Annotated in this window: 24 protein-coding genes; 17 read left to right on the top strand and 7 right to left on the bottom strand. The window is 48.8% G+C overall.

All coding sequences use genetic code 11. From position 1 onward, the window contains the following. Positions 1–2: 2 nt before the first annotated feature. Positions 3–956: a diacylglycerol/lipid kinase family protein gene (locus tag MKY96_RS26260; RefSeq protein WP_340944986.1), complete on the bottom strand. Its 954-nt coding sequence runs from the start codon at positions 954–956 to the stop codon at positions 3–5. A gap of 92 nt (positions 957–1048) precedes the next feature. After that, complete coding sequence (locus MKY96_RS26255) at positions 1049–1387, bottom strand: DUF4870 domain-containing protein (protein ID WP_340944984.1); 339 nt, start codon at positions 1385–1387, stop codon at positions 1049–1051. Between the two features lie 526 nt (positions 1388–1913). Between MKY96_RS26255 and MKY96_RS26250 the strand changes: the two genes are divergently transcribed. The 8 genes from MKY96_RS26250 to MKY96_RS26215 all read left to right on the top strand — a co-directional run bounded on the left by MKY96_RS26250 (position 1914) and on the right by MKY96_RS26215 (position 8368). Continuing rightward, positions 1914–2102 carry a hypothetical protein gene (locus MKY96_RS26250; protein ID WP_019913840.1) on the top strand — a complete coding sequence of 63 codons (189 nt, stop codon included), beginning with the start codon at positions 1914–1916 and terminating at the stop codon, positions 2100–2102. Positions 2103–2530: 428 nt separating this feature from the next. Continuing rightward, positions 2531–3580, top strand: a complete 1050-nt coding sequence (gene coxB / locus MKY96_RS26245) for a cytochrome c oxidase subunit II (RefSeq protein WP_340944983.1) — start codon at positions 2531–2533, stop codon at positions 3578–3580. 128 nt (positions 3581–3708) lie between these two features. Then, positions 3709–5547 (top strand): cytochrome c oxidase subunit I, encoded by a 1839-nt coding sequence (gene ctaD, locus MKY96_RS26240; RefSeq protein ID WP_340946761.1) that lies wholly within the window; start codon positions 3709–3711, stop codon positions 5545–5547. A gap of 6 nt (positions 5548–5553) precedes the next feature. After that, positions 5554–6180, top strand: a complete 627-nt coding sequence (locus MKY96_RS26235; RefSeq protein WP_036722156.1) for a cytochrome (ubi)quinol oxidase subunit III — start codon at positions 5554–5556, stop codon at positions 6178–6180. A gap of 4 nt (positions 6181–6184) precedes the next feature. After that, positions 6185–6508, top strand: coding sequence for a cytochrome C oxidase subunit IV family protein (locus MKY96_RS26230; RefSeq protein ID WP_036722158.1), 324 nt, complete (start codon positions 6185–6187; stop codon positions 6506–6508). Positions 6509–6536: 28 nt separating this feature from the next. Continuing rightward, positions 6537–7445, top strand: a complete 909-nt coding sequence (gene ctaG / locus MKY96_RS26225; protein WP_340946759.1) for a cytochrome c oxidase assembly factor CtaG — start codon at positions 6537–6539, stop codon at positions 7443–7445. Positions 7446–7481: 36 nt separating this feature from the next. Beyond that, complete coding sequence (locus MKY96_RS26220) at positions 7482–7946, top strand: DUF420 domain-containing protein (protein ID WP_340944979.1); 465 nt, start codon at positions 7482–7484, stop codon at positions 7944–7946. Positions 7947–8038: 92 nt separating this feature from the next. Then, a complete protein-coding gene (locus MKY96_RS26215; protein ID WP_340944975.1) occupies positions 8039–8368 on the top strand; it encodes a hypothetical protein in 330 nt (109 codons plus the stop codon). Between the two features lie 12 nt (positions 8369–8380). Here the strand turns inward: MKY96_RS26215 and MKY96_RS26210 are convergent, their stop codons facing one another. From MKY96_RS26210 to MKY96_RS26200, 3 genes are read right to left on the bottom strand one after another with little or no spacing between them, the layout of a single operon-like run. Next, positions 8381–9970: a methyl-accepting chemotaxis protein gene (locus MKY96_RS26210; protein WP_340944974.1), complete on the bottom strand. Its 1590-nt coding sequence runs from the start codon at positions 9968–9970 to the stop codon at positions 8381–8383. 29 nt (positions 9971–9999) lie between these two features. Further along, on the bottom strand, positions 10000–12000 hold the full coding sequence (locus tag MKY96_RS26205) for a chemotaxis protein CheA (RefSeq protein WP_340944973.1): 2001 nt from the start codon (positions 11998–12000) through the stop codon (positions 10000–10002). A gap of 29 nt (positions 12001–12029) precedes the next feature. After that, entirely contained in the window at positions 12030–12458 is a 429-nt protein-coding gene (locus MKY96_RS26200; protein WP_340944970.1) for a chemotaxis protein CheW, read from the bottom strand. A 210-nt stretch (positions 12459–12668) separates the two neighbouring features. On the opposite strand from MKY96_RS26200, the gene MKY96_RS26195 reads away from it, so the two are divergent. From MKY96_RS26195 to MKY96_RS26160, 8 genes are all read left to right on the top strand, one after another. Beyond that, on the top strand, positions 12669–13628 hold the full coding sequence (locus MKY96_RS26195; RefSeq protein WP_340944968.1) for a tyrosine-type recombinase/integrase: 960 nt from the start codon (positions 12669–12671) through the stop codon (positions 13626–13628). 497 nt (positions 13629–14125) lie between these two features. Next, positions 14126–14854: a hypothetical protein gene (locus MKY96_RS26190; RefSeq protein ID WP_340944965.1), complete on the top strand. Its 729-nt coding sequence runs from the start codon at positions 14126–14128 to the stop codon at positions 14852–14854. A 52-nt stretch (positions 14855–14906) separates the two neighbouring features. Beyond that, positions 14907–15317, top strand: coding sequence for a GntR family transcriptional regulator (locus MKY96_RS26185; RefSeq protein WP_340944963.1), 411 nt, complete (start codon positions 14907–14909; stop codon positions 15315–15317). Then, positions 15317–16246 carry an ABC transporter ATP-binding protein gene (locus tag MKY96_RS26180; RefSeq protein WP_340944960.1) on the top strand — a complete coding sequence of 310 codons (930 nt, stop codon included), beginning with the start codon at positions 15317–15319 and terminating at the stop codon, positions 16244–16246. The genes MKY96_RS26185 and MKY96_RS26180 overlap by 1 nt, the downstream gene beginning before the upstream one ends. A 2-nt stretch (positions 16247–16248) precedes the next feature. Next, positions 16249–17151 carry an ABC transporter ATP-binding protein gene (locus MKY96_RS26175; RefSeq protein ID WP_340944959.1) on the top strand — a complete coding sequence of 301 codons (903 nt, stop codon included), beginning with the start codon at positions 16249–16251 and terminating at the stop codon, positions 17149–17151. After that, on the top strand, positions 17144–18433 hold the full coding sequence (locus MKY96_RS26170; protein WP_340944958.1) for an ABC transporter permease: 1290 nt from the start codon (positions 17144–17146) through the stop codon (positions 18431–18433). Before MKY96_RS26175 ends, MKY96_RS26170 begins: the two co-directional genes overlap by 8 nt. A gap of 782 nt (positions 18434–19215) precedes the next feature. Further along, positions 19216–20550 carry a hypothetical protein gene (locus MKY96_RS26165; RefSeq protein ID WP_340944955.1) on the top strand — a complete coding sequence of 445 codons (1335 nt, stop codon included), beginning with the start codon at positions 19216–19218 and terminating at the stop codon, positions 20548–20550. 218 nt (positions 20551–20768) lie between these two features. Continuing rightward, positions 20769–22040 (top strand): hypothetical protein, encoded by a 1272-nt coding sequence (locus tag MKY96_RS26160; RefSeq protein WP_340944953.1) that lies wholly within the window; start codon positions 20769–20771, stop codon positions 22038–22040. Between the two features lie 509 nt (positions 22041–22549). On the opposite strand, the gene MKY96_RS26155 is transcribed toward MKY96_RS26160, so the two are convergent. Both MKY96_RS26155 and MKY96_RS26150 read right to left on the bottom strand, forming a co-directional pair. Next, on the bottom strand, positions 22550–23020 hold the full coding sequence (locus tag MKY96_RS26155; protein ID WP_340944951.1) for a hypothetical protein: 471 nt from the start codon (positions 23018–23020) through the stop codon (positions 22550–22552). Between the two features lie 46 nt (positions 23021–23066). After that, positions 23067–23879 carry a hypothetical protein gene (locus MKY96_RS26150; protein ID WP_340944950.1) on the bottom strand — a complete coding sequence of 271 codons (813 nt, stop codon included), beginning with the start codon at positions 23877–23879 and terminating at the stop codon, positions 23067–23069. A 1419-nt stretch (positions 23880–25298) separates the two neighbouring features. Between MKY96_RS26150 and MKY96_RS26145 the strand changes: the two genes are divergently transcribed. Next, positions 25299–25943 (top strand): hypothetical protein, encoded by a 645-nt coding sequence (locus MKY96_RS26145; protein WP_340944949.1) that lies wholly within the window; start codon positions 25299–25301, stop codon positions 25941–25943. Positions 25944–25985: the final 42 nt, after the last annotated feature.

Here is a 25985-nt window from a genome sequence, read left to right as displayed (position 1 = left end):
TCCTAGACGCTGGCGTGACAGGAACCGGGCCCGGCTTCGCCCGGTGCCCCGGCTGCCGCGAGCGGCGAGAGCACGCGCAGCGCGCCCGGCTCGCAAGCCACGGCCAGCGGCGCCGTGCCGAGCGCTTCGCCGTCGCCGATGGCGTGGCGCGGCTGCGCGAAGCTCACGGCTACGCTGCGTCCGCGCAGCATCGTGACATAGGGCAGCTTCGTGTGCCTGCCCTTCACCACCGTCGGGAACAGCCGCAGCAATTGCCCGCGGCTGACCCCGTGTACAACGCAGACGTCAAGCAGGCCGTCGCCTGATTCCGCCTGCGGGCAGATCAGCAGCCCGCCGCCGTAGCTGGGCAGGTTGCAGACCGAGACCAGCCACGCCTGGTCATAGGCTTGCTCCTTCCCGTCGCAGGTCACGCTGACGCGGCAGGGCTTGAAGGTCATCAGCGTATGCAGCACGCCGATGATATAGGCTAGGCGCCCGGCGCCAATGGCGTTGCACAGCCGCTTGTAGCGGCTGCCGTTCACATTGACGGCCACCTGCGCGTCGAAGCCGCTGGCCACCGCCGTCAGGGTGAGCCGGCCTGCCGCGCTGAGCAGATCGGCTTCGATGCAGTGTTCCTGCAGCGCGGTGTCCAGCGCTGCCTCGGGCGCGAGCGGGATGCTGAACCCGCGCGCAGTGTCATTGCCCGAACCCGCCGGGATGACTCCCAGCGGGACCCCCCTGCGCCGCAGTGCGCCCAGCACACTGTGGATCGTGCCGTCGCCGCCGACAATGATGGCGGCGCGCCAGTCCTCGCGGCGGGCAAGCGTCTGCAGCACCTGATCCTCTGCGCTGTCAGCGCTCTGGGTGAACAGCGCTTCATACGGAACAGCCCGCGCCGCAAGCAAGGCCTGTACGGTGTGCCAGGTCCGCCGCCCCGCCCCGCCGCCGGAGCGGGAATTTATGATGAACAAATACATGGATGCTTCCCCCAGCCTGTAGATTCCTGCATGTCTTATCCCATTGTAAGGAGCGGGCAGGCAAAAGGGAAACTATTTTCTGCTGCACACAGCTACAGCTGCCGCAGCTGGCTTTCGGCGATCTCCCCCACCCAGGGAAGCTTGAACCATCTGCTGCCGAGGGCATGGTAAATCATCAGCAGCCAGACTGCGAAGCTGCATAGGGAGATCAGGGCGCCCGCCACATCACCGAGAAGCGGAATGAAACCGCTGAGCACATGGGCGATCATAAGCGCTCCGAAGGCAATCAGGGATTGAAGCGAGTGGAACAGGACGAAGCGGCTGCGCTTCTCCAGAGCAAGGAAAATAATTGCCCCGATAAACGGGAAGAAATAACACAAGGCAGCGGCAATGTTATCGGGCAGTCCGGTGGATGATCTGAAAGGCGTCAAAGGGCTCACTCTCCTTGGAATGTAGAGGAAAAGGCAAATTACATTCGTGCTTCTTCCCTACAAGCCTATGAGGTGTACAGGCAAAGTATGAGCCGTGCGGAGATGCTGTCCAATAATTTCTGCGGATAAGGGGCATACTAATGTCAGGATCACAAACAGTTGGGCAAGCATATACTATAAAAAATTTCCATTTGTATTTTTACATGGAAAGGTGGAAGTTAATCTGGAATATGATACAATATAACGATAAGGCCCGAAAGGAGTGATTCAGCAAGTGGCTCTTCGGGTAATTAAAGTGTCAAGGTGTCTTTGCAGTGGGACATCCTTACTCTCAGCCCAAATCACGACGAACCTGCTTCACCGGCAAGGCGGATTTCCAAGTTCATGGAATGGTAGTCTGGACGGGTAATGCAAGCCGCGTATGTGTAATGGTTTCTTACTTGCATTTCAAGGTTACGGCGAACTTTTCATCATGCATTCTCTACAACGGAGCATTCATTTTCAATGTTTTGGGAGGGAACTGATCATGGCAAGTAAAGGTCATAACGAAGTCAAGGAAAGTCTGCGGGAAATGACACGTATTTTCCGGCCCAAAGATCCCAAGAAATTTGTGAAAGAGTACGTCCGGAAGTATCGGATCACGGGAGGCTATGAGGAAGAGCTGACCATGGTTGTGGAGCATGAGCTGGTTAGAATGAATTCTTCCGTCTCCTGAAGAAGCCGGCAGAGCGAGTGATTCTGTTTCTTGCTGTTTGATGCCGACAACTACATTTAATCTATATTCAAGCGATAACATCCATAGCGAAGCATCCATGAGGATTCTCATAAACCGTGCCCGGGCAGCGTGCTGCTTCTGGAATCGGTTTTTTTTGTATGCAATTTGCAGATCATCTTCGTATGTCAAATGAATGTTTAGACACAAATACATATGAATACGCTTCAGAAGTAGTTTAACAGTTTTCCGGAAAAATTGAAAGCGCTTATAAAATCAGTATTGACAAGCTTTCCGCGACTCCAAAATGATTATGTGAATTTGTTGTGAACGATTGACAAAACCGTAGACCGAACTTATATTAATAGTGATTGTTATAATTGACAGGAAAATACTCTAATCTACGAATTCGGGAAAAGCGGGGTAGATCAATGATGAAAACGTGGCAGGCTGGTAAGCGGCTTCTTCCCATGACAGCAGCACTTGGACTCCTTCTGGCCGGATGCGGGCGGGAGGACTTGTCGGTACTCAGACCGCAGGGACCCGTAGCGGAAAGCTCTTACGGACTGATGAAGCTGTCGATCACGATCATGATTGTGGTGCTGCTGATCGTCTTCTCCATTGCGGCTTATGTATGGATTCGCTTCCGCCGGAAGAAGGATCAGGATGAGATTCCTAAGCAAGTGGAGGGGAGCTTCAAGCTGGAGGTGCTATGGACAGTCATCCCGCTTATTCTCGTCATTGTGCTGGCGATTCCTACAGTGAAGGTGGTCTTCGCTGCCGGCAATGATCATTCGGATGACAAGGACGCCATCAAGGTCAAGGTGACCGGCCACCAGTACTGGTGGGAGTTCGAATATACGGATTACGGAATAACGACCGCGCAGGATCTGATTATTCCTACAGGTAAGCACATTGCCTTTGAGCTCAGCACCAAGGATGTGCTGCATTCCTTCTGGGTACCCTCGCTGGCCGGGAAAATGGACACCAATCCCGACGGCACGGTGAACCGCTTCAGCTTCAGTGCGCCGAATGAAGGCGTTTACCGGGGGAAATGCGCGGAGCTGTGCGGACCCTCCCACGGGTTCATGGAGTTTAAGGTGAAGTCGGTCAGCGGTGAGGCCTTTGACAAGTGGGTGGCTTCGATGAAGGCGCCGGAGTCTGTAATGCCGGAGGACCCGGTGCTGGCTGAGAAGTTCAAGTCCCAGTGCCTGAGCTGCCATGCGATTGGCAGCATGCCTGCATCACCGGTGGCTCCAAGCCTGACCGGAATCGGCTCCCGTGAATCCGTTGCCGGGATTCTGCTTAATGATGACACCCGCGAAGACGGGGCCCCGGTCCTGGAGAATCTGAAGACCTGGCTGCATGATCCGCAGAGCGTGAAGCCCGGCAACAAGATGCCGAGCCCGAAGGATATGGGCTTAAGTGATGAAGAGATCGACGGCATTGCCGAATATCTGGCCGGTTATACGCTGGACTAGGGGACTACGACTGAAGCGGAAGCAGCATATTTGATAAGGGGGTACGTTCTTTGGCTCACGCAGCGCAATCCTTGCAGCCCTCCCAGCCCTTGAAGCCCGGCCACAGTGCCAAGCGGCATACCGGGCTGATGGACTGGATTACCACCGTCGACCACAAAAAAATAGCCATCCTGTATCTATGGGCCGGCGGCCTTTTCTTCGGCATTGGCGGCCTGGAGGCGATCCTGATCCGTATTCAGCTGATCAAGCCGATGAATACCTTCCTGGATGCCCAGACCTTCAACGAGCTGATTACCATGCACGGCACGACTATGATCTTTCTTGGCGTCATGCCGGTCATTTTCGCGCTGATGAATGCGGTGATTCCGCTGCAGATCGGCGCGCGGGATGTCGCCTTTCCTTTTCTCAACTCGCTGGGCTTCTGGACCTTCCTGTTCGGCGGTCTTCTGCTTAACCTGAGCTGGGTGATGGGCGGCGCGCCGGATGCGGGCTGGACGGCCTATACCCCGCTATCGAGTACGGGCTACAGCCCCTCGCACGGAGTGGACTTTTATACGATAGGGCTGCAAATTGCCGGCCTCGGTACACTGATTGGCGGGATTAACTTCCTGGCTACCATCATCACGATGCGTGCACCGGGGATGTCCTTCATGCGGATGCCGATGTTCGCCTGGGCTACCTTCATTACCTCAGCCATTATACTGTTTGCATTCCCTGCGGTTACCGTAGGACTTGTCCTGCTTACCTTCGACCGGATTCTGGACGCCAATTTCTTCAATGTTGCCGGCGGGGGCAATCCCGTGCTGTGGCAGCATATCTTCTGGATCTTTGGCCATCCCGAAGTGTATATTCTGATTCTCCCGGCCTTCGGCATCATCTCCGAGGTCATTCCGACCTTCTCGCGCAAGCGGCTGTTCGGGTACAGCTCCATGGTCTTCGCGACAATTCTGATCGCCTTCCTGGGCTTCATGGTCTGGGCGCATCATATGTTCACCACCGGCCTCGGTCCGGTCGCGAACGCCTTGTTCTCCGTCTCTACCATGCTGATTGCCGTCCCGACAGGGATCAAGATCTTCAACTGGCTGTTCACCATGTGGGGCGGACAGGTGCGGTTCACGACCCCGAATCTGTTCGCGGCCGGGTTCATTCCTACCTTCACGATGGGCGGGGTAACCGGGGTGATGCTGGCCTCCGCGCCGGCAGACTTCCAGTTCCATGATACGTACTTCGTGGTGGCGCATTTCCACTATGTAATCGTTGGCGGTCTGGTGCTCGGGCTGTTCGCAGGTCTGCACTACTGGTGGCCGAAGATGTTCGGGCGGATGCTCAGCGAATCCTTGGGCAAGTGGACCTTCTGGACCTTCATTATCGGGTTCCACTTAACGTTCTTCGTGCAGCATTTCCTGGGACTGATGGGGATGCAGCGGCGCGTATTTACCTATTTGCCGAACCAGCAGTTCGATACGCTCAACCTGGTCAGTACGGTGGGGGCGTTCCTGATGGGAGTGGGCATGATTATCTTCCTTGTAAATGTGTTCTTGACCTCCAGACGGCCGGCAGATGCGCCGGAAGACCCGTGGGAAGACGGGCGGACCCTGGAATGGACGATTCCTTCGCCGCCGCCGGAATATAACTTCAAGCAGACGCCGCTGGTGCGGGGCCTGGATGCTTTCTGGAAAGAGAAAATGGCCGGGCATAAGGCGATGACCCCGGCGGAGCCGGTTGGTCCGATTCATATGCCGTCAGCCACGATTCTGCCGTTCCTGATGTCAGTCGGTATCTTCATTGCGGGCCTTGGCTTTATGTTCAGCCGTGATGAATTCAGCAGCAGCATCATGAGCTTCCTGTTCAATAATTATATTGTTACGGCGCTGGGGCTTCTTATTACCTTCGGATCGATGCTGATGCGGTCGCTGTTCGACGATCACGGCTGGCATATTGAACCCGAAGAGCTGGAAGGAAGGTGAGCAGAGATGACAACGGCACATGCTGAAGCGGCGGACGGTACACTCCCGCATGAACCCGAGAAAGCGACCCTGGAAGGACGCAATAAAGTGCTGGCCTTCTGGCTGTTCCTCGGAGGGGAGGCGGTGCTCTTCGGCACCCTGTTCGCTACCTTCCTGGCGCTGCGCAATCAGACGAATGAGGGACCCTCTGCGGCTGAGCTATTCCATCTGCCGCTGGTTGCGGCAGCGACCTTCCTCCTCCTGGTCAGCAGTCTGACCAGTGTGTTCGCCATTCAGGCCATGCACCGGGGGAATGTGGCCCAGCTACGGAACTGGCTGGTGGTGACTGTCCTGCTCGGCCTTGCCTTCCTGATCCTGGAGATCTACGAGTTCAGTGTATACATCCGGCATGAGGAATTCGGGATGACGACGAGTGCGTTCAGCTCGGCCTTTTATACGCTGGTCGGGTTCCACGGTGCCCATGTCGCCTTCGGGATTCTGTGGATCTCCGTGCTGATTGGACAATTGGCGCATAAAGGCTTGACGGTCGTTACTGCACCGAAAATCTATGTCTCGGCGATGTATTGGCATTTCATTGATGTGGTGTGGGTCTTTATCTTCACAGTCGTATACCTGCTCGGAAAGGTGGGGTGAAGCCATGACGACGAAGCAGCCTTCTTCAGATTCTGCGGTGAAGCACCGGCACCGTCCGGAAGGACCGCAGCGGCATATTGTGGTGTTTGTGTTCTCGGTGGTGCTGACGCTGATCGCCTTTGCTGCGGTGGCGGCCGGAGGGGTGAATGCTACCTTTGCGATCATCCTGCTGCTGGTAATGGCTGTGCTGCAGGTGTTCCTGCAGATGGGCTTCTGGATGCATCTGAAGGACAAAGGGCATATGCTCCCGATTATCTTCATGCTGGGCGGCTTTTTTATCGCAGGCACCTGTATTGTAATGGCGCTCTATTGGGTATGGTGGGATTGATTCTATCTCCGGGGAGGTCTTGAGGATGATACCGGGATTGCAATATTTCAGCTTTACGGAACTATGGAGTCCGTTGTTTCTGGCCCTGATGCTCCTCCTGACTGCCGGATATTTTGTGCTGATCGGTCCGCTGGCCTCCCGTTTTGAGGGCAGCACTGCAGTCCCCTTCTGGCGGAGGGGGCTGTTCTTATGCGGAATGCTGGCCCTCTATCTTGCGCAGGGAGGACCTGTCAGTCTGCTGGGACATATCTTATTTTCCTTCCATATGGTGAGTATGGCCTTATCCTATCTGGTGGCGGTCCCGCTGATTATGCTTGGTATCCCCGACTGGTGCTGGCGCGCTCTGCTGCGGGTGAATCCGCTGAAGGGACTGGCTTTTCTCGCTAAGCCGGTAGTGGCGGCCCTGCTCTTCAATGGCCTGTTCTCGCTCTACCACATCCCGGCCATCCATGATTATGTCATGCTGCATTTCACCGTTCACCGTCTGTATTATGGCGTCCTGTTCCTGACCTCGGCACTGATGTGGTGGAATCTGATCAACCCCTTGCCGGAATACCGGGCGCTTAGTGGTCTGGGACAGGTGGGCTTCATCTTCCTGAACATGGTGCTGCTGACACCGGCCTGCGGGCTGATTATTTTTGCGGGCTCCCCCCTCTATGCTACGTATAGCGACCCGGGCACCTGGGCGAAGGCGATGGGCTACTGTGTACCGCAGAGTCCGGCTGCATTATTGCAGGCTTTTGGCGGTCCCGGCTTCTTCGGATCTCTGTCCCCCAAGGTAGATCAGCAGGTCGGCGGCATCGTGATGAAGTTCATTCAGGAATTTATTTTCGCCTCGATGCTTGCTTATGTGTTCTATCATTGGTATAAAAAAGAGAATGGACAGGAGGACACGGAAGTGTCCGCGCCATCCTCTGCCCTGGCGGAGGAGGTCTGACCTATAATGAGCTGGTAAGTACCGAGGGGGATATTCATGGATATTTTCACATTGTTTCCTACGATCAGTACATCGTTCATCGTCATAAGCGCGGTGCTGGTGGCCATCGGCTGGAGACAGATCATTCAAGGCAAACGCGAAGCGCACAAGAAGACGATGATTGCGGCTGCGGTGGCAGCGATTCTGTTCTTCCTGGTGTATTCGTCCAGAACGATATTCGTGGGCAATACCTCCTGGGGTGGTCCTGAGCATCTGACGACGATCTACCATGTCTTCCTGATCTTCCACATTATACTGGCTACCGTCGCTGCCGTATTCGGCATCACCACGCTGACACTCGGCTTCAAGGCCAAGTATGCCAAGCACCGCAAGTGGGGCAGAGTGACCTCCGTCATCTGGTTCATCACCGCTATTACGGGAGTCGCCGTCTATGTACTGCTGTATATCTTCTATCCTGGCGGACATACGAAGCCGGTCTGGGAGATTATCCTGGGCGCTTAAGCCGAGGGAAGAGAAGCCCGGGATGATATGGGAAAAGCCTGTCCATCTGTCGCTGCTGCGGGGGAGGGGCGGGCTTTTTTGGGATTAGGGGCTTGGAGTGGGCCGAATGTAATCGAAAAAACGATTACATTGAGCTGGCGGAGAGCGTATGGGCAAAATGTAATCGAAAAACCGATTACATTGGGCGGGCGGCGAGCGTGCAGGCGCAATGTAATCGAAAAACCGATCACATTGGGCTGGCGGAGGGTGTGCGTGCGAAATGTAATCGAAAAACCGATTACATTGGGCTGGCGGCGAGCGTATGGGCAAAATGTAATCGAAAAACCGATTACATTGGCTTGGCGAAAGCCTACCCGCCCGCCTGCTTCCGCCAAAAATCCAAAAAACCTGCAAGCTCCGAAAGAGAGCTTGCAGGCACCTGAATGAATCCAGAGCTACAACCGGAACGAAGACACCGTGCTCTGCAGCTCCTCGGCCAGGCTGGCCAGGGACTGGGCGGAAGAGGCGGTCTCTTCGCTGCTGGCAGCGGACTGCTGGGTGGTGGCGGAGATGCTCTCCACGGCAGCGAGGACGTTGGTGGACTGGGCTGCTTGTTCTTCGCTGGCGGCGGCGATTTCGGAGATTTTCTGGCCGGCGTTGTTGACCATCGTCACGATCTGATGGAACGAAACGCCGGTCTTCTGCGACAGCTCCGCACTCTCCTGCACAGCGCTCACGCTGTAGCGGGTATTCACCTGCATCCCCTTGATGATGCTGGTGATCTGCTTCGTGGCCTCGCCGCTACGCTCGGCGAGCTTACGGACCTCGTCGGCCACCACCGCGAAGCCGCGGCCCTGTTCCCCCGCTCTGGCGGCTTCAATGGCGGCATTCAGAGCAAGCAGGTTGGTCTGATCGGCAATATCCTCGATGACATCGATAATCTCGCCGACCTTCTGCGAGTCCTCCTCAAGCTTAGCCATCTGCCCGCTGACAGCCTGCATACTCTCCATCGACTCCTGAATGATGCTGTTCCCGTTCTCGGCAATCGTAACGGTCTCATCGGAGATCACCGAGGCCTGCTCGGTATTCTGGGCTACAGAGTGGATCGCGCTGGACAGCTCTTTGAATAACTCGCTGATGGTCCCGGCATCATCCGCTGTGGTTGTGCTGCCGCTTGCCACCTCTTGCGTACTGGCGGAGATCTCCTCGGCGGCGGCGGACAGGCTCTGGGAATGCAGCAGGATGGAGCCCACTGTGTTGCGGAGGTTGCTAACCATCTCGTTCACCTTGGCAGCCAGGATGCCGATTTCATCTCTGGTGTCGATATCGGATTGGCTGCGCAGGTCGCCGTCAGCCACCTTCGAGAGAACTTTGACAACCTTCGCCAGCGGATTAGAAATAATCCGGGAGATGATATACCCTAGCAGGATGCACAGAATGACTGCACCGATAATGATACTGAGGGTAATATTACGCGAAGAGCTATAGAGTGCGGCTCCATTCTGCCGGGCCTGATCCGCTTCCCTGGTGTTGGTGAGAATCAGCTCGTTCAGAATATTCTTCAAGGTATCGCCTTGGTTGTTAAGCGTGCTGCCGCGCAGCATCTCCAGCAGCTTCTCGTCCTGTCCCGTCAGGGAGAGGCTGACAAGAGAATCGTACGTTAACAGATAGTCATTCCATGCGGCTTCAAAAGGGGCAACGGCTTGAACCGATTCCGCGCTCAGCTTGGTTTTGCGGAAGGCCGCGATGTTATCGAGTACGTTCTGCTTCTCTTTTTTATAATCGTCCACCCGCTGCTGGCGTTCCTCAGGGGTCTTCTTAATGTACAGATCCCTGACGATAACGCGCATGACCGAGAAGCTGTTCTGTGAGCTTTGCAGGGAGGAGACGGGAACCAGATTGTTCACATACATATCATCCAGACTCTTATTAATCGAGCCGAGGTTGCTGAGACCGTAGAGGCCCACGAAGGAAAGAATGACAGCGACGGTCAGGAAGGACGAGATTAATTTCACGCTAGTTTTTAGATTATAGAACCATTTCATACCTGTTTCCCCCAGTAAAGATGATTTTGTTAAGCGAAGACTCCCGTATTGAAAAATAAGCTGGCTGTATCTATGATCAGAGCGATATTTCCATTTCCCAGGATGGTAGCTCCTGATATGTTCTCAGTCTTGCCCATGTAGGCGCCGAGCGATTTGATTACGATGTCCTGATTGCCGATAAGCGTATCCACGGCCAGTGCCAGCCGTTTCTCTCCCCGCCCCACGATAATCAGCGGAATGGATGCTGAACTGCCGCCCGCGCCTGCGGGGAGCCGCAAGACATCCTGCAGCCAGACCACCGGTACGAGCTGGCCCCGTGCGGTAATGACAGGCTGCCCCCGGACAGAGCTGATCTCCTCTGGAGCGGCGCGGACAATCTCGGCCACACTGCTCATGGGAATCACGAAGGTGGCTCCCCCGGCATGAACGAGAAGCCCCCGGATGATGGCGAGCGTCAGGGGCAGGCGAATCCGGAAGCGGGTGCCCTGCCCCCGTGTGGTCTCGATATCGATCATGCCGTTAATCCGTTCAATATCATTGCGGACGATATCCATCCCGACCCCGCGGCCGGAAATATCGCTGATGTGCGGGGCGGTGGAGAAGCCGGGCCGGAAAATAAGCCGCAGCGCCTCATCCTCAGTCATCCCGCCGGCCTCTTCAGCCGTAATGATGCCCTTCCGCAGAGCAGACTCTGCAATCAGGCTGGAATCAATCCCGGCCCCGTCATCCTCGATGACCAGGATGACCTGATTATCCTCATGGGAGGCGGCGACGCGGACGGTTCCGGTCTCGCTTTTGCCGGCGCTGCGGCGGATTTCAGGGGTCTCTATGCCGTGGTCAACGGCATTGCGCAGCAGATGGATCAGCGGGTCGCCCAGCTCCTCAATGAGCGTCCGGTCCAGCTCCGTCTCCTTGCCTTCAAGAACCAGCTCAACCTGCTTGTTCAGGGAGCCGGACAAGTCCCGGACCATGCGGGGCAGACGGCTCAGCAGCTGCTCTATCGGCAGCATCCGCACCTTAATCATGCTCTCCTGCAGTTCCCCAGTAATCATAGCCAGATGGTCGGCAAGCTGGCCCAGCTCCTCTGTCAGATCATTGGTTCCGTATTGCTGGTGGAATCTGCGGTTCAGCAGATGGAACCGGGTCTGGTCGATGACCAGCTCACCCGCCAGGTTCATCAGCTTCTCCAAACGCTCCACCTGGACGCGGATCGTTTGCGGCTTGGTTTTGTCAGCGGCAGACGGCGGGGATTCTGGGACTTCCGGGAGCTCCCGGCTCCCCACCTCCGGATGGGGCGGTCTCACGAATTCACCGGGACGCGGAGAATCGTTAAGCACTTCTTCTATGTATATACGTTCAACATCCATAATGGATAAGACCTCCTGACGGAGCTCCTCGATATCAATCTTAGGCGACAGCAGCCAGGAGGCCTCGTCGATCCGGCTGTCGTGGTCCTCTATCTCTTCCAGCTCCGGCTTCATGCGCAGGACCGCAGCGACACTCCGCAGCTTGGCATCGATCAGGTGAAGACGGGGCAGCTTCATCTCACAGCCGTAAGAGAGCCACACATGCACCCAGAACAGCTGGAGGGGAAGCTCTGCCTGACTGGTCTGCACAGCGGGGGCCTTATCCTCCGTCTTCTGCAGCTCCTCCGCTGCGAATGTACTCAGCCGCTGCACCAGACCGGACACATCTGTGGTCTCCTGATCCGTAGCAGCGATCTCGCTCTGCAGCGCGCGCATTCCATCCAGCGCTTCGAAGAACAGGCGGATCAGCTCCGGCGTGACCGTCCGTTCCCCTCCCCGCATCTGATGAAGCAGATGCTCCAGATGATGCGTGACTTCCTTCAGCCCGTTGTAGCCCATAGAGGCCGAGGAGCCCTTAAGGGTGTGGGCCGCCCGGAAGAACTGCTGGATTCCGTCTTCTGTCTCCCCGACCTGCTCCAGCCTGAGCACCTCATCCTCGATCAGCTGCAGCTGGTCCTCCAGTTCCTCCAGAAATATCTCTCGGTATTCCGATAAATCAACCATGGTTCGCCTTCTCTCCGTGTAGCCTTTGTTTAGTCGCGCAGCAGGATCTCATTCAGCCTCAGAATGCCGACCAGCTTGGAAGAAGAGAAGCCTACTCCGTTGAAAAAGGAGCTGCTGATTCCGGAGATGCTGTCATGTGCAGGCTGAATATCGCTGAAGGTTGTCACTTTATTCACGTTGTCGACAATGACGCCCAGGGATTCCTCCTGGTGATGGACCACCAGAATGCGTGTGTGCTTGGTCGGGTCCACTTCCTCCATCTGAAGCAGTACTCTAAGGCTGAGCACCGGCACAATTTTACCCCTGAGGTTGATAATGCCCTTCACATAGTGACGGCTGCTGGGGATTTCCGTTATTTCCTGCATTCTTATAATTTCATGGACATCTGAGATCGGGATCGCATAATGCTCGTGATCTATCCCGAATTCAACATATTGTTTCTGCAAAACGGTCTCCATAGTTACCCTCCGGCTTCTCATAGTACTTAGCTGGCCCGCAGCCGCTATTCTGTCTCCGTCTCCCTCCTGAGTTCTTCGCGTTACCTTCTGCTGATCTTGTGTATTCCGCTCTTTAGCCATTCCTGTGAGATAATGGGACAAAATACCACAAGAATGTCGTACAATATCACTTATGCGACATGTCTAATCCTGAGGAGTGATGAAAAAAGAATGAGACAGACCGAATTTAGCCGTACGGCGCTCAGCTTGGTGTACCCGGAAGAGGGCTACCTAAGCGATGATCAGATTGTTCAGATGTTTATGGCTACCTGCTGTACGAATGTTAATACAGGTCGGAATTATAAGCGGGCGATTGCCGATTTCCGCAGATTTATTGCAGGCACCTCCTTGCGGGCAGTGAGCTGGAGGGAGATGGAGGCGTATAAGATTTTCCTGACGCAGGGGGGCTACAGCTATCAGAGGCAGCTGGCACCGGCAAGCATAGCGGCATTCCTTGCGCCGTTGAAGTCTTTTTATAAATGGGGGAGTGACCAGCATATCGGGATCTTTGCAGTGAATCCGACCTCCTCGGTGCGCATCCCCAAAATAACCGTGACCAGCCGCAAAAACTTCCTGACCAAACGGGAGGTGGGAGAATTACTGAATGTACTGGAGCAGCAAGGACTGCGCAATTATCTGATCGGGCTGACGCTGGTAGTGCTCGGTCTGCGGGTGTCAGAGCTGACGGCGATGAAGTGGGGGGATTTCCATAATGATCTGCTGGAGACCTCGGTCTGGCTGACCGTGGAGAACGGCAAGGGGGGCAAGCCCAGAGAAATTAAGGTTCCGCCGACCCTGTGGCAGCTGTATTCCAAGTTGTCTGATACCCTGCCAAGGAAGGAAGAGGTCACCCCGGAGCAGAGAATGTTTCCGTTATCTTCACGGCAGGTAGAACGGATTATTAAGAACGCCGGAGCAGCCAGCACGATTGAGAAAAAGCTGACCCCGCACTGGCTGCGGCATACGAATGCCACACTGGCCTTGCTCCAGGGAGCGTCGCTTCAGCAGGTTCAGGAATCGCTGGGGCATTCCCACATCAACACCACCCAGCGTTATCTCCACACCGTTCAGCAGATTCAAAAGGCTGCCCCGGATTTTGTAGAGGACAGCCTGCGCATGTTCATTCAATAGATTAGATTCGACAAAAATTGCAGAGGCACGAATGAAGCGAAATTGTGGAAGCAGAGGGGATGATCCAGCGAAGTTTCTATACAGAAGTTAGGAAATGACCTATAATAAACGCATTGCTGCTTGAGTATGCGCAAGTATGCATGATTTATCATGTTTTACTCAAAAAAAGTCGCATAAGTGATATTGTACGACAAAAAACGTCAAAGTATACATACAGACTTAGCTTCATGTGGTTTGTTGCATCGAAAATCCGGCACTTGTGCCGCAAATCCCGCACATGCTCCAATAATAAAGTCCAGACTCCGCCTATGTGCGGGGTTTTTTTGTACATGAAAATCGAAATAATAAAAATAGCAGAGGTAATCAGTTGACAGTGGAAAGTGCAGGTCATATACTGTGTATATAGATATATACAGTAAGCACACACAGATGCACACCGAAGTTAGCTGATCTGCCGGCTCCTGCCGTTCAAGACGAATAAAGCGAGGTTAGAAGTTATGACAACATTAAAGCAAGCGTGGGTCATCGTACGCAGCGAATTCCGCGGTGACCGCTGGAAGCTGCTGTGGGCGCTGCTGTTTGCCATCGTGTTCATGGGATACTTTTCTGCAATTACGGGAATGGTCATCGACGATACGCTCACTGGACACGATAAGCAGCTGCTCAGTGATTTTCTGATGGTGACGACGATGCTCATGCTCGTGATCACCTTTTCCCGGCGGACCATGAAATATATCTCGGAGGATTCCTATACCCGGATGCTGGCGTATATGCGGGCGTTGCCGGTACCGTTAGCTGCTGTTCTCTGTAAAAGAAAGCTGGACACCCTGTTCGCCGTTGCCATGAACAGTACAATCTATTTCAGCCTGCTCTATGCGCTCAACCCTGGAATACGTGCTGAATTGCCGCTTACTTCATATCTGGCTTTTGCCTTTACCTGGATCGGTTACAGTCTGATTATCGCAGGCATGTATATTATGATTGAGTTCTCGGTCAGCGGTGTCATCTACTTCTGGTCTATCTCTGTGATCTTGCTGCTGGCACTGGGTGTGTCCGGTATGGTGTATCTGACTGGAGGCAGCATACTGCTGGCAACGGTCGCTGTATCCAAGGAGTGGGGCCTATTCTCTCCCCTGATGTGGGGGACGCTGGTGCTGGGCGTGTTATCGATTCAGCTGTTCTCCAGATGGACGCTTCACCGGCTGAAGAGCCGTGATCTCGTATGAGACGGGGCAAGGCGTTCATCCGGGGGCCGGGCCTGGAAGGCAGGTGTCAATAATGTGGATTCCGATACAGATTAATGAGAACAGTGCGGAGCCGCTGTACCATCAGATTGAGACGCAGCTGCGGTCGCTGATCATCTCCGGCGCAATAACGGAAGGCACGCTGCTTCCTTCCATCCGCGAATTCGCAGGTGATCTGAAGTGCAGTGTCATTACGGTCCGACGAGTCTATCAGGATCTGGAGAATGAAGGCTTGCTGCGGACCAGACAGGGGACGGGCACCTTTGTATCCCATATCGGGACCGGGGCAATGGAGGACTATAAGCAGGAGACCGTCCGCAAGGCGCTGGAGAGTGCCGTCGATGTGGGGCTGTCCGTGCATTGCAGTGAGGAAGAGCTGACGGAGCTGTTCACAGAGATCGTGAAGAACAAATACGGGAAGCAGGCAGAAAGAGGGGGAAGCTGATGGGACAGCAAGCCATAGAACTGCGGGATGTATGCAAGAAGCGGCGGCAAAAGACGATAGGACCGCTTAATCTAAGCGTACCGCAAGGGTATATCACTGCACTTGTAGGCCAGAACGGTTCGGGCAAAAGTACATTGCTGCACATGCTGCTGCAACAGAGTTTTCCTGGAGAAGGTGAGGTCCGCTGGTTCGGTGAAGCTTACCGGCACGGGCTGCCGCTGCCGCTCCGCCAGCAAATCGCATATGTGCCTGAGGTATCACAGAGCGAGGAGAACCTCTGGACAGCCGCTGAAGCTGCAGAGTTCCGCAGCCACTGGTATCCTTCCTGGGATCAGGGCTATTTCGAGGAGCTGATCCGTAAGTTTGAAGTGCCGCCGAATGCCAGACTGGGCAAGATGTCCAAGGGCGAGCGCCGCAAGTTCGAGCTTGCGGCCGCTCTGGCGGCGAAGCCACGGCTGCTACTGCTGGATGAGCCGTCCTCGGGCCTCGACCCTTTTGCCTGGAAGATTATGATTGAAGCGCTGCAGAATTACATGGAGGAGCATGAGGCGACGATTATCATCTCGACCCATATTGTTGAAGAGGTCCGGCGGTTGGCTGATTATATCGTGCTGATGCACCAGGGGCAGCTGCTGGGAATGACTGAGAAGGATAGTCTGTTTGGTTCATGGAGTGAAATATGGGTTCAAATTGAGGGAGAGCAGGCGCTGCAGGAGCTGGCAGCCGAGCTGCCGCAAGCGCTGGAGCTGAAGCTTACGACGCCGGGTGTGGCTTCATTTATGACCCAACAAATTTATCTGTATGAGAAACGCATTCACGATTTGGGCGTAAAGGTACTCAAGAGCCGCAGCCTGGAGCTGGATGAAATCCTAAGCTTATGGACCCGGGGACATCGTCCGGTTCTGATCGACCAGAAGAGAGGGGAATAAGAATGGAAGCATTGCAGTTGAAGCAGGTAGTGAAGCAGTACGGTGAGAAGACGGCCGTCAACGGAATTAGTCTGAAGGTGGAGCAAGGCGAGATTTACGGTCTGCTGGGTGCCAACGGCGCCGGCAAAACAACGACCATGCGCATGGTGCTCGGCCTGATCTATCCCGACGAAGGGAGCATCCTGTATAACGGCAAGCCGTACAGTAAGGAGCTTCAGCATCTGATGGGCTATCTGCCGGAAGAACGGGGACTGTATCCTAAGGTCAAGGTCAGCGATCAGATCATCTATCTGGCAAGACTGCGCGGGATGTCGGCAAGTGAGGCGGACAAGAGCCTGAAGTACTGGCTGGAGCGCTTCGATGTACCGGAATATTACAATAAGAAGATTGAAGAGCTGTCCAAGGGTAATCAGCAAAAGATGGGCTTCGTCGCCGCTGTGGTCCATAAGCCGAAGATTCTGATCCTGGATGAAGCCTTCAGCGGTCTCGATCCGGTCAATGTGGAGCTGCTGAAGGATACCGTCAGAGAGATGCGGGATCTGGGAACGAGCATTCTGTTCTCCACGCACCGCATGGAGCATGTTGAAGAATTATGCCGGAATATCACGATTCTTGACCGCTCGAACACCGTAGTTCAGGGAGATATCCGTGAGATCAAGAAGGGGTATCCGCGGGAAGAAGTTGTACTGCGCACCGCCGGGGAAGTGAACGGACTTGCCGGGATTGCCGGAGTTACCGGAGTCCAGCGGCAGGAGCGCGGGTATGTGTTAACTATCAGTGACCTGGGAGCCGCACAGCGCATTCTTCAACTGGCTGTGGCTCAAGGCGAGGTCGAGCATTTCGAGATTAAGGAACCGACGCTAAACCAAATCTTTATCAGAGCGGTGGGTGAATCCAATGAATAAAATGGCAACCATTATCGGCTTCACATTCAAGAATAAGGTAAGAACGAAATCCTTCATGATTACCACCTTAATTCTGGTGCTTCTGCTTAGTATCGGGATGAATATCCCTTATCTAATCAAGGTGTTCAACGGAGAAGACGGGGCCAAGGACGCGACACAGATCGGAGTCGTTGCCGAGCAGGGCTTCCGGCCTGCCGAGCTGCTGCTCGCTTATACTCCGCCGGCTGAAGCCGAAGATAAAGTCGTATTTACCGCTTATCCTTCCGCAGAGGATGCTGCGCTGAAGCAGGGGCTGGAAGATGAGAAGATCGAGGGATATCTCACCTTTGCCGCAGAGGGCAGTGAAGGGGTGCCTCCGGTAACGTATCACAGCAAAGACGGAGACATCAGCAGCAAGCTTAGAACGAATCTGCAAGCCGCTCTGCAGCAGGTGAATACCGGCCTGATTGTCGGCGATAAGCTGACCGAGAGCCAGGTGACGGCGATCTTCGCTCCGGTCTCGATTGATACCGCACAGCTAAGTACGGACGGGGCTGCCGGTGGCGTAGACCAGGATCAGGACAAACCGATTATCAACTATGTCATTGTCTATATCCTGCTGATTCTGTTCTTCATGTCGGTGATGATGACCGGCAACATGATTTCAGCCGAGATTACCTCGGAGAAAAGCTCGCGCATTATGGAGATTCTCATCACCAGCGCCTCGCCACTCACCCAAATGTTCGGCAAGGTCATCGGAATCTTCCTCGTCGGTCTGATGCAGATCGCCATTATCTCGGCTGCCATCGCGCTCAACCTGATGCTGCCGCATAATTCCACGATCCTGAGCGATTTCGATCTGAATCTGGGACAGCTTAATATCAGCATGATCGTCTATGGCTTCATCCTGTATATCCTGGGCTACTTCCTGTACGCGCTGATGTATGCCGCTGTCGGATCAATTGTCAGCCGGACAGAGGATCTCGGGCAGGCCGTGATGCCGGTCATGATGCTGGGCTTCGTCAGCTTCTATCTGCCGCTGTTCAGTATCTCGAACCCGGATACCCTGCTGGTGAAGGTCGCCAGCTTCGTGCCATTCACCTCTTCGCTCAGCCTGCTGCTGCGGATCGGGGTCGGCCATGTGGCCTTCTGGGAGATCATGGTCTCGCTGGCGATCCTGCTGGCTACAACCTTCCTCTTCGGCTGGCTCGCCGCCAAGATCTACCGCACCGGCGTCCTGATGTACGGCAAGCGCCCTAGCATCAAGGAGATTAGAAAAGCTATGAAGGCTTATAAAATCTAAGGAATATTTTGTAGGAAATGTGAGTAACCATTATAGTTCGGATTGTTTATCATAATAAATCGGACAGATTTGCAACACATGTTTGAGATAAATCGAACCCTTGATTTAAAGGAAACGTAGATAAATCAAGGGTTTTTCGTTTAAAATATAATCTTATGTAAAACTGATTGTTGTGAGGAAAAACATCAGGCGAAACAAAGAATGCGAGCATTTATAAATCGGACATATCGTTATTTTTAAGACTTTTAGAGCTAAGTCAAAGTAATGAATATAGATTTAATGATAATAACTTATCTATGGAGTGGACGAAATGAATAAAAAACAACAACAAAATGTAGCTTTTCTTAGCCTCTTTCTCATCTATCATCTGTAGCCAAGTCATTCAGTTAAATGGAAGCAATCTAATGGATTTTTCACAAGGGTCATTAACGGGTATTGGGATTGCAGGTATGCTGGTGACTATCGTAACTATTGGAAGGTATAATAAACGTAGCGAGTAATATGAGCTAGTAACAATTAGAAAGCTCATCCTTCAGAAAAATAGGATGAGCTTTCTAATTATTTCAGGGGTGGAGACACTAGGTTAGTTGGGAGCTTAATTCCAATGGCATAAAGTGCGGATTAATTAATATATTTTAATAATTTTTGCCTTCGGGTTAAAGAAATTAAGATTAAATATGCAAAGAAAGTACAGAAAAGTACTGTGGTATATTATAAAATAAAGGTAAGGTTTTTACTGTTGAAATATATCTAGTGCGTACGTAAAGGAGAGTCATTTTTATATGGAATTTAATATTGATGCATGCTTTGAAAGCGTATACCACCCAAAGACAAAAGAGTATTTTAGAGAAGTTGTAAGTTCTTTCAAAAATGAAAACTATCGATCAGCAATTGTGATGCTGTATTCTGTTGCTATTTGCGATTTGATTTATAAATTGAAAGAGGCTGCAGATATTTATCAAGATACAAGAGCGACAGAAATATTATCTGAAATTAGTAGAAGACAAGAAGAGCATCCTACCGACTCTAGTTGGGAAGGTTATCTTATCGATGAGGTTTGCGATAACACACGTCTATTAGACAACAACGAATCAGAAAATTTGAGGCATTTAAGAAAACATAGGCATTTATCAGCCCACCCTGTTTTGGACCAAGTTGACATATTGTTTTCTCCGAATCCTGAGACGGCTTTGGCTCATATCCGGAACACAGTTGAAGGAATCTTATCTAAAGGTTCCCTGTTCAGTGGCGATATCTTTGGTCAACTTGTAGAGGACATCGCAAATGAGAAAGAATATCTAGCTGATAATCAAGTCTTAAAGAGATATTTAGAATCAAAATATTTACGACCGATGAGCGCTGTGCTTCAGGATAAAGTGTTCAAAAGTCTTTGGCGGATAGTTTTCAAGGTAGAAGATGCTAAGTGCGAGGAAAATAGAGACATTAACTATAGAGTTTTGCATATTATGCTGGAGAGAAATAGCCTTATACGTATGGCTACAATTAAAGACCAGAGTAGTTTTTTTAGCCAGCTAAGTGAAAAGAAGCAAATATATAAGAAGTTAGTGAACCTTATTGTTGATTTCCCGGAAATATTTGATTCTCTCGAAGCTCATGCTAAAGAAAAACTTAAGGCTAAAATTAGAGAAGATGAGACTCTAATTGTTAAATCATATTTTCTTTCTCCATCAGTTCCTGATCATTTTAAATATCTTGCTGATAGATACCACGAAGAGGAATATACTCCTTTCGAAACAAGGTACATTATGGTACATCATGGTTTTAGTCCTAGTGAAATAAAATTTCTTCAGGAGCTCGGAGACTCAAAAGGCTATACAAATGAATTTTATGATCTAATGATCGATCATTACAAACATAGTACAAATTATAGAACAGCAGATATTAACTACGATTATTGTATAAGCCCGTACTTATCAGATTTTAATGAAAAACAGATGGTTAGCTTATTGGAAGCAATAGATTCTAATCGCCAAGTACATGATACCAGAAGAAGATATTTTTCATCTGAAATAAAAACGATTAAAGCAAGAGCTGATGAACTGCTTGGTTCTGAATACGAATATAATGAAAAACATCCCAATATATTATTCCCGTAAAATCCATTTGAGATGACGTTAAAATTGACGGGTTTAAACTAAACATGTGCAAGCTTGTATCTTTCAGTTGAATTCATTGAACGTCACGGCTAGATGAATAATAATCTATATTTATATCCGAAGATATGTTTGAAATGTCCTATAGATTTGAGTGATTGTTTGTCTCATTTAGGAGCAAATAATTAAACGATTTTAAATAAACAAGGAGAGAGATATATATGCACGTTATAACAGAGTTGCAAGAGAACATTCTTTGTTTCAGTTGTGGAGAGATTGTAAACGATTTTTTTGAAAAATATGGATATAAATTGGTTGAAATGTTACCTGAGTGCTTTGAGAAGGAACACGATGGTATTGAATCTATATGCTGTTCCTGCTGTATTGAAGAAATTGAAGAGGGAGATGACTACTATCTTTTCACCGTAGAAGATGAAATAATTGATGACATCGCAGATCGGGTAGGCGAATATATTGGCGGATGCGAGCATTGCGAAGGGGAAGAGCGTTGGAATCTTGTCAATGCTTTTAACAATGATCCACACGATAAAAGTTCCCGGATGGAAGAGCCTGGAGGCATTAGCGTCAGTGAATACCTTTATGATCAAGAGGTTCCTGAAGAGTTACATCCCTTGCTTTGCTCCCATATCCAATGTGGGTGTTCCTATGGTAGGGAATCGGGGCACTCGGATGACCCTCATGGCGGAATTTTCGAGCTGGACGATGAAATCTATACAAAGCGCGACATCGCAGATTATTGGGGATTTCAGTACGAAGCTTTTTGTGAATTTACTCAGCAATATGAGGAAACAATTGAAGTTGAGGCTTTGTATGAATTCAGGAAGCATCTAAGTTTTTATCCAATGCTTGCGCTGGAGCACGAAACAGGCCGTGCAATTTATAGAACGCTGAAAAAACATTTTGACGCAAGGAGATATACCGTATTAACTAAAGGTGTTAGTAAGTTATACCGTGGCAGAACTCGAAAAAGGGACAATGAAGTCCAATTGACAAAAGACCAGATGTGGGCTCCGCCAGCAGGCCTTCCACAACATGGTCGATATAACTGTGTTGGCGTACCGGTCCTTTATGTCACCGATCGTCTGGAGGGTATTCCTTATGAAGTCCATCCAAACCATGAGGAAATAATCGACGTTGGAGAGTTTCAAATTATTAATGATGAGCTTTTCATGTTTGATTTAGGCTCATTTGAACCTACGTTTCGGGGATTTTTTAATGAGATGAACGAAGAAACAAAGATCCTCAAAGAAGTATACTTGCTTCCTAATTTCATCGGAACCTGTTGCAGCTACATCGGCTATCACGGAATTAAATATGAGGGAGTACACGGAGAAAAGTTATCGTATACCAACTATGCGATATTTAATATTAAACCTGGGATTGATATTAATATAGATGATGTAATCAGCTACTCACCTCAATTTACAATTGGAATGAACGAAATCCCTACTATCCCCAAATATGAGTTTTGAGAAATGCAAGAACCTTGACCGAATCGAATTTTAAGATATAGCCCTTCAATTTCCCTCGCTGTCTCTGATGTGTTTGAGTTGCGTGTTGGCATGACTCTTACCTACCTAAACGATATTGCGAACATAGCGGCAGTCTAAGACTTTATTATCAAGTTTTAGTCTGCCGCTATTTTAATTCAAAAATCAGTCTAAAACCGTTACTCAAAAGTTAAAGGTTAAGAACTGAGTTTGGGTATAGAATAATTATTTAGCAAAGCCATGTATATAATGACTCCCCTGCATTTTTTTCAGGATTGGAGCAAAGCAACAGTACCTTCTAGCAATCAAGATAGATCTTGTTTTTGCATGGAGGACCAATCACCTCGTTTTTTTGAAACTTTTCGGGCATCCATTATACGAAGAAAGTTTTCAGCCTGACCTAATGTCCATATAGGTGTTGCTGCAAATATTTCTACGGGGCGAGGAAAGTTATTGCCGTTACTTCTAAAAGCTGCAAGTTGCCGTTGACTTCAACAAATGATAACAGCAAACTCCTTTGACCCTATTCGTTGCGTTAACCGATTAAATTGATCGTTATAAACACAGTGTAGTTCCTCTCGTATTTGCCGACGATGAATAAATTTAGATGCTGGTGTAAGGAGAGCGAGTAAAGAATTTATATAAAGTGTCAACCCCACCCAAAATTCACTGTTTAGGAGTGGGGTGTAGAGTTCAACAATGCTTCTAAGTATTTCGATTGAACTTCCGTTTACAAATCTGTATATAGTGCTGTCGAGGTTTGCGATTTCTTTGTATTTGGATATATCCGGATCAAAAGTATATGTGTTCATGATGTTTGTAGACACTATAATTTCATTAGTGCCAGCTTGTTCCATCCATTTTCTACTAATTAATTCATGGCGAATATAAGCAAAGTACATACCTAAATCGTTACATTCCTTATATTGTCTAACGGCGTATTCATGACTATGATCGTGCATTTTCTACCTCTTTTCAAACAACCTTGAAGTTGATATAAGTGTAAAGTTAACTGAGCCAGATTGCTTTTTCATGATTGATGTCATGTATTCCAAAACAATATTCTTCACTGAAAATGGCGACTTCCTTTTTTCTGTCCTTTGATATAGTTGCAAATATTAAATGTGCTTTCTTTTCTGACACTTCATCCAGAAGCCAATAATCGTAACCTTCTTTAAAGAATCCGCGTTCAAATACATCAAACGGGCCAATTGATATATCAATTGTATTTGATTTGTCTAAAATATTCTGCTCATTAGGATAATAAATGCGGATTTTTAAATCATATTCTTTATTTGTGGAATACGTCTTAAAATATTCTTTTCTTAAATTGTTTGGAGATTTTAGTATCCATAAAATATTCTCTAAGTCTAGTAAATCATTTTTATATTCTTCAATCATAGAATGTATAGTCTTACCTGTTTTACCTTCAAGTTTCCCTTTTAAGATCGAATTATCTAAGATCTCCTCATACCAATTTGTAAATAAAGCTTGGGAAAATTGGACTATTCGCATTTCATTATTTTTTAATTCCCAACATTCAAGAGCCTCCATAGCTAGTGTGAAAACAATGTCCTTGATAGTCACTTTTTCTAAGGAATGGAATTGTTTATATAAGATACGTTTAACTCCGCCACTATGAATAATGATTTCATCAATAAAACCATTATCAATAGTTGAGTTATTATGAGCAACTTTTTTAATGACACGATACCAAGCTTTTAGTGCATATCTATCAAATAAAAGGAGACTCATAATCCTGTTTAATATGAGAAATGCGGCTTTTGGAATAAGATCCTTCACACTCAAAGATACTCTCACTAGTACTCCTCCATAAGCATTTTATTTCGATGTGGATTATAAAAAATAATAAAGGAATGTTTCTTTTCTAAGTATTAATGTATTAAATATTAACGTATTCTGTGTGGTTTAATCATAATTGGGTTCAATAAAACATAGAATAAACAAGGGATTTAAAAGAGGAAAGGGTTAAGTTGTATTCGAAGAATAGAATCGAAAAATGAAGAGTTTTAAAATGAAAATAATAATGAAATATGCAACAAAAATTGATTCGGAAATTAGTTCGAATACTGGTGAATAAATTGTTCGATACAAGCTACATTAAAGCTACATAAATTGGTACGAAAAATGGTCTAGAATAATTTTGAAATATCTATTATAATTTCAAGTAGAATAGTGGCTGCTATTAATCAAAATGAAATAGCAAAAAAGTCATCCAACTACATTCAAGTGACTCGTTTATTTATAAACTAAAAAGACTGCGATCCTCGCGAGATCGCAGCCTACTAGAGTGTAAATGCAGCCTTGACTCTGTTGAGATGGCAAAACAATTCGTCAACGTTAAAAGCACTTGCTGTTGAGGCCTAGTGCTTTTTTCGTTTGTCCAAGTAATTAAATATTCGAGAACAAATCTTATGCACGTATTTAATTAACTCTATTATGCCATTTGTGATCCCAACAACTGCACTAAGCAGATATATAAGATTTATCAAGGCAATCCCTCCCTCCGTAACACAGAGCAAGGTACTGCATGTCCGCCTCATTAATTAAAAGTAACTTATAATTTTGTGTTTGTAAACCATATTTTCAAACCTCATACCAGGCACGGATTCCACGTAGTTATTCACAATTTATCCACAAGTAATCCACAGCATGATCAAAAAAATCAGGGGATTAATTTCACTTTTTTGTCACGCTTTTTCCGAGAGACAAACACCTCATGTCACATTTTTAAAATGTGAGTTTACTAATTCTTGCATGGTATTCTTAAATGCGGTTCTTCAGTGGATAATGTTATTGCGAGATGCACGCCCCCCATCAACATTAGTTTTCCTATACACACTATTAGTATATCATATATTCAATAGAGGACACGGAACGTATGTTTGCCTTTGTTTTTTTGAAAATGACTGCCGAGAACAGAGTCGAAGGATAAAATTCGGAAGAATATAGGCTGTCGTTCCCGAAGCGGCTAAAAGAGATCGGGCACAATATATAGGTTTTATCAATAATAATAACACTATATATATTAAAACAAGAGCATTATTTCGTGATTTTAAATTGACTTTTTCCAACAACTGGATTACGATTGTATATAATATATGAATCTTTAAATCTTATATTTCTGCTCAATGTGAGATGGATTGTGGCCAATATTTTTTATACAGTTAGTTTTATTGAATTGTTTTTAGATAAATTGGATTAAAAGGGGAATCGCATTTGAATAAGAAGAATCCTAAAATCATTAAACTTGATGAAATTGAAACAGCAAGTAAATACATTAGAAAAAAGTATAGATTGGGTGTTTGGGGAGTAGGTATCCCAAAACTAGGAGATATAAATAAATTAAAAAGTAATTTAGTGAATGATCATTCAGAGTCAGAAATCATTACGATTAAGGCTAGTATTGATACTCAATTTGAACACTATAAGCAGCTTACGTCAATTATTGCTATCCTCGCTTTAATTTTCACTATGATATTTACTTCGATAAATACACAAATCAATTTTACTATGAAACCAATGGATTGGATCTATAATGCTAATCAAGAGTTGAATAAGGAATTAAATGAAAATTTAAAACCTGATGAAAGGACAGAAAACTTAATAAAACAAACCAATGAAATGGCTTCGGAATACTTCAAAGTTACAAAGGCTGCATTCAATGCTCTACAGATGAATATTTACATTATAGCTATCTTTTTAATTTTGATAATTTACACTTATTTTGGGCGATTTCGTTGGATTGTATTAGTCAAAAATGTCATAGAACAAGCACTGAAAGAGAAAAGAAGAGAAAAAGATGAGTTGGAATGCAATGGTAAGATTAGAGATGAACTGAGGAAGCAACGGCTTATAAAATAGATATACGTTAAAAGTACTAAAAAAAATCTTTTGAGGAAGGGG

This window comes from Paenibacillus sp. FSL R7-0302, from assembly GCF_038006885.1.
GTDB lineage: Bacteria > Bacillota > Bacilli > Paenibacillales > Paenibacillaceae > Paenibacillus_AQ.
The sequence above is the reverse complement of the archived record's forward strand: the minus strand, read 5'-3'. Positions and strand labels throughout refer to the sequence as shown.